General features: G+C 77.1%; 3 protein-coding genes. 1 reads left to right on the forward strand and 2 read right to left on the reverse strand.

The annotated features are described in order from the left end of the window. Positions 1-62: 62 nt before the first annotated feature. Positions 63-704, reverse strand: coding sequence for a hypothetical protein (locus ABZ885_RS34995; RefSeq protein WP_360197956.1), 642 nt, complete (start codon positions 702-704; stop codon positions 63-65). A 63-nt stretch (positions 705-767) separates the two neighbouring features. After that, positions 768-1,655: a glycoside hydrolase family 25 protein gene (locus tag ABZ885_RS35000; RefSeq protein ID WP_360197959.1), complete on the reverse strand. Its 888-nt coding sequence runs from the start codon at positions 1,653-1,655 to the stop codon at positions 768-770. A gap of 265 nt (positions 1,656-1,920) precedes the next feature. Here ABZ885_RS35000 and ABZ885_RS35005 point away from each other — a divergent pair. Further along, positions 1,921-5,106, forward strand: a 3,186-nt coding sequence (locus ABZ885_RS35005; RefSeq protein ID WP_360197962.1) for a helix-turn-helix domain-containing protein, incomplete at its 3' end; no start/stop codon positions are given.

A 5,106-nucleotide genomic window follows, 5' to 3' on the forward strand; every position in this document is an offset into this window, starting at 1 on the left:
CCTGGCGCCCACGGCTTTTCGCTCCCCGGCCGGAACATTCACCGGCCACCGGGGACGGGTCGTCAGTCCGCCAGGTTGACCGGCCGGTGGGCGTGGTAGCCGTCACCGGACTTCAGGCCGTAGGTGTGGGTGGTGTGGCGGGTGCCGACCTTGCCGGCCTGCTCGTAGGAGCGGTAGGAGGTGTGCTTGCCGTCCACCCAGCCGTCGAAGATGACGACGTGCCGGTGGTTCGGGTCGTTGCTGTTGGCCTTGATGACGAGGTCGCCCTGCCGCAGGTCGGACATCGCGATGGGCTTGGTCCAGCCGTCGTTCTTCAGCGACACCGTGTTCGGGCCCGACTTGGGGAGCTTGAGGGCCATCGAGGCGTACCCCGAGCAGTCCTGGCGGTAGCCGTCCTTCCAGACCTTCTTCTGGCTGTAGGGCACGCCCTTGCCCCCGTTGTCGGTGAGCCAGATCCTGGCGCGCCGGATCTCCTCGGCCCGGGTGATCTTCGGGGCGGCGACCCGGAGGTCGGTGTCCGACCCGGCGTCGGCGGCCTCACCGCCGTCGGCATCGGCCACGGCGGCCGCGTCGTCGGCCTGGTCGGCCGCCGTGGCAGCCGCCGGGGAGCCGACCGGCAGGGCGACGGCGGGCCCGGTGAGGACGAGCGAGCCGAGGACGGCCGCGGCGAGGGCGGTGACGGCGGAACGGCGGATGTGCTTCATGGTGCTGCCTCCTGTGGCATGCGGTGGTGGAAGGGGGAGAGCTGGATCCGGGGGGGGGGCTGGTCAGCCCTGGTGGGCGAGCCGGCGCAGCGCGGCCGGGTCGCCGTGGAAGACGCTGGCGTCGACGGTGCCGGGGGTGCCGGGCACCGACGCGCGGTCGGTGTACTGCCAGAAGTCCCACCCGGTGCCGCCCGGCAGCGGCTGGGGCGGGGTGGTGCCGTAGCGGGCGAGCCAGACCGCGTGGCCGCTCAGCTCCTCGGTGCCGCCGAGGCACTCGTCCACGACGTTCCTGCGGGTGTAGACGATCGGGTCGGCTCCGGTGACCTGCCGGACCCGCTGCAGGAAGGCCTTCACCTGCCCGAGCCGGAGCCGGTGGCCCGCCTTCTCGCACTGTTCGAGGTCCAGGACCGGCGGGAGCTCGCCCGGCGCGGTGCCGGTGAAGTTCTCGCGGTGCAGCACGTCGAGGAAGTGGTCGGCCTGGGCGGCGCCGTCCTGGTCGGCCGTGAAGTAGTGGTAGCCGGTGCGGATCAGGCCGGCCGAGCGCGCGCCGGCGAGGTCCCGGGCGAACCAGCCGTCGGTGAAGCCCGTGCCCTGGGTGGCCTTGAGCATCGCGAAGGACTGACCGCTGCCGGCGATCGCCTTCCAGTCGAAGGCCTGGTCCTCCTTCGGCCCGTGGTCGCCGTGGTAGCTGTCGATGCCGCGCACCGCGTACGCCTCCGGGCCGGCCCCGGTGGCCCCGGCGGGCGCGGCCGGCCAGAGGGCCGCCGTACCGAGGGCGGAGACCAGGGCGGCCGCGACGGCGGTCACCCCGAGCGCCTGGCGGAACGCAGCGCCGGAAGCAGTGCGGAGCGCCGTGCGGTCGGTCGTGCCGGCGGTCGTGCCGGAGGTGGTGCCGGCCGCCGCCGTCGGCCGGAGCGCGGTGCGGGCGGTCGGGCGGAGTCGGAGCTTCACGTCGGGTTCTCCTCTGCTGCGGTTCTCGGGTGGTGACGGAGCGTCCGGATCCGACGGTGCGTCGGCCGGCGATCCGCTGCCCGGTGAGAGCTTGGCCCGGGAACGGCGCCGCTCGCACCTGTTGCCTGTTGTCGTCCGGTCAGGACATCCCGACAACCCCGTTGACCTGCCCGTTTCACTCCTCCGAGGGGATCGCCCGACATCGCGTGTCCCGGCCCGCACCGGCTCGTTGACCGATCGGGACCGAACGGAGCGGGGGCTGACGGTGAGCACGGAGAGCGACCTGACGGGACCGGCGTCGGAGCCCGGGGCCGACGAGGCAGGGTTCGACGGGGCCGGGTTCGGCGCGGTGCTGCGCACGCTCCGCCGCGAGGCCGGCCTGTCGCAGGCGGACCTCGCCGGCCGGGTGCACTACGACAAGAGCCACATCAGCAAGGTGGAGAACGGCGACAAGCCGGCGACCGCCGAGTTCGCCCGCGCCTGCGACCGCGCCCTGCGGGCCGGCGGCTCGCTGGTGGGACTGGCGACGCGCGGGCAGTGCCCGTACCCGGGGCTCGCCTCCTTCCGGCCCGAGGACGAGCGCTGGTTCCACGGCCGCGACCGGGCCCGCGCCGTCCTGCTCGGCCTGCTCGCCGAGCGGCTGACGGACCGCGGCGGGCCGGTGCTGGTCGTCGGGCCGTCCGGTGCCGGCAAGTCCTCCCTGCTGCGGGCCGGGCTGGTGCCCGCCCTCCGGCGCGGCGGCCTGGCCGGACTCGGGCCCGCCCCGGCGGCCGTCCTCACCCCGACCGGCCGCCCGCTCGACGCGCTGGCCCGCCTCGCCGACGGGCCGGACCCGGTGTGGATCGTGGACCAGGCCGAGGAACTGTTCACCCTCTGCGCCGACCCCGCGGAACGGCGCGCGTTCCTGGACACGCTCTGCCGCGAGGCCGGCCCGGACGGCGGCCGGCTGGTGGTCCTCGGCGTCCGGGCGGACCTCTACGGACACTGCCTGGCGCACGAGGGCCTGCTGCGCGCGGTCCGGCGCGGCCAGCTCGCGCTCGGCCCGATGAGCGCCGCCGAGGTGGCCGAGGCGATCACCGGGCCCGCCCGGACGGCCCGGCTGGAGCTCGAACCCGGCCTGCTGGAGCTGATGTCCACCGACCTCGGCCTGGAGGACGCCGGCACCGCGGGCGGCTACGACCCCGGTGCCCTGCCGCTGCTCGCCCACACCCTGCGGGCGGTCTGGCAGCAGCGCTCCGGCCGCTCGCTGACGCTGGCCGGCTACCGGGCCATCGGCGGACTGCACGGCTCGGTCGCCGCGACCGCCGAGCGGGCCTGGGCCCGGCTGGAGGACGACGAGGCGCGTGCCACCGCCCGCCGGGTGCTGCTCCGGCTGGTCCACCTCGGGCCGGACGGCCGGGCCTCGCGCCGCCGGGTCGAGCGCGCCGCCCTGGCCGGCGCCGGCCTGCCCGCACCCGGCGACGGGTCACCGCCCGCTCCGCACCCACGGGCCCCGCACCCGCCGAATGCCGGCCGGGTGCCGGCCCACGTGCTGGACTCCTTCGCCGCCGACCGCCTGCTCAGCATCGACGAGACCGGCGTGAGCCTCTCCCACGAGGCGCTGCTGCGGGCCTGGCCGCGCCTGCGCGGCTGGGTCGAGGAGGGCCGGGCCGGCCTGCGCCTGCACCAGCAGCTCGCCCAGGACGCCGAGCACTGGGCGGCGGCGGGCCGCGAGGCCGCGCTGCTCTACCGGGGCAGCCGGCTGGAGCTGGCCGGGGAGTGGGCGGCGGAGCCCGCCGGCGAGGAACTGCTCACCCCGGTGGAGCGGGAGTTCCTGGCGGCCGCCACCGCCCGGGCCGAGCACGAGCGCGCGGCCGAGCGGCGCCGGGTGCGGACGCTGCGTCAGCTGGTGGCGGGGCTGGCCGTGCTGCTGGTCTCGGCGCTGCTGGCGGCCGGGTTCGCCTGGCAGCAGCGGGACCGCGCGACCACGGCGAACCGCACCAACCTCGCCCGCGCGCTGCTCGCCGAGGCGCAGCGCAACGCGGCCCAGGACCCGTACGCGGCGATGCTCGCGGCGGTGGAGGCCCGGCGCGTCGCCCGCTCCGGCGCGGCGGACCTGCGGCAGCCGGCCGACGACGCGGTGCTGAGCACCCAGGCGCAGTACCTGACCGGGCGGATCCCGGGCTTCGCCTGGGGCGTCAACGCGCTCGCCCTCAGCCCCGACGGGCGGCTGGTGGCCACCGGCGACTCCCAGGGCCAGGTGGCGCTCTGGGACGCGCACACGACGGCCCTGGTCGCCGAGTTGCAGGGCCATGACCTGGGAAGGCCGGTCCAGGACGTGAAGTTCAGCCCCGACGGGTCCGTGCTCGCCGCCGCGATCACCCGCGAGCCGGGCCGGCGCATCGTGCTCTGGCGGGTCGCCGACCGGCAGGAGCTGCCGTCGCCGGTGATGCCGCCCAGCGTCACCGTGAAGACCTCGGTGGCCAAACGGCTGGCCTTCAGCCGGGACGGCGCCCTGCTCGCCGCGGGCAGCAGCGACGGCGACCTGCCGGGCCGGGTCTGGGTGTGGCGCACGGACGCCGGCGCGGCCCCGCCGGTGCGGACGCTGACCGGGCACACCGGGATCATCCAGGGGCTGGGCTTCGGCCCGGGCCACCTGCTGGCCTCGGCGGCGACCGAGGGCACGGTCCTGGTGCGCGACCTCGACGCGCCGCCGACGGGGGACGGCCAGGAGGCGCCGGCGGTGTTCGCCGGACGGCTGACCGACCCCCGCTCGCTCGCCTTCGCGGCGGACGGCCGGCTGCTGGCGGTCGGCAGCGAACGCGGCGGCATCCGGCTCTGGCGCCCGCCGGGCGTCGGCGCGGCGTCGTCCACTTTCGGGGTCGCGTCACCCGTGCCCGGCAGCCCCGCCGCCGAACCGCCCACCGCTGAGCCGCCCGCCTCCGCAGGCCCGTCCTCCCCGGGCCCGTCGTCTTCGGGCCCGGACTGGTCGTCCACCGACCTGACGCCCGCCCACCTCGGCGCCGTCAACGCCCTGGCCCTCACCCCCGACGGCACCACCCTGCTCTCGGCCGGCGCCGACCAGGCCACCCGGGTCTGGGACCTGCCCACCGGCCGGGTCACCGCGGAGCTGCGCGGCCACCCGACCTTCGTCCTCGGCGTCGCGGTCGGCGCCGACAACCGGACGGTCGTCACCTCCGCCGGCATCAGCTCCCCGCCCGGCAGCATCCTGCTCTGGGACCTGCGCCGCGGCACCGACCTCGCCCCCGGCCCGGACCGCCCCCGGGTGACGGCCGTCGCCGCGGCCGCCGACCGGGCCGCGGTGGGCACGGCCGACGGCCGGATCGCCCTGTGGGACCTCGGCGGCACCGCGCCGCGCCCGGTGGCGGTCTCCCCGGCGAACGGACGGCCCGTCACCGGCCTGGCCTTCGACCGCGCCGGCCGCACCCTGGCGGCCGCCTTCGCGGGCGGC

The sequence above is a fragment of the Kitasatospora sp. NPDC047058 genome, assembly GCF_040643935.1.
In the GTDB taxonomy this organism is placed as follows: Bacteria; Actinomycetota; Actinomycetes; order Streptomycetales; family Streptomycetaceae; genus Kitasatospora.

Bases quoted from the DNA above. Each gene is read 5' to 3' on its own strand.
- ABZ885_RS34995 (WP_360197956.1), bottom strand. From the start codon at position 704: ATGAAGCACATCCGCCGTTCCGCCGTCACCGCCCTCGCCGCGGCCGTC.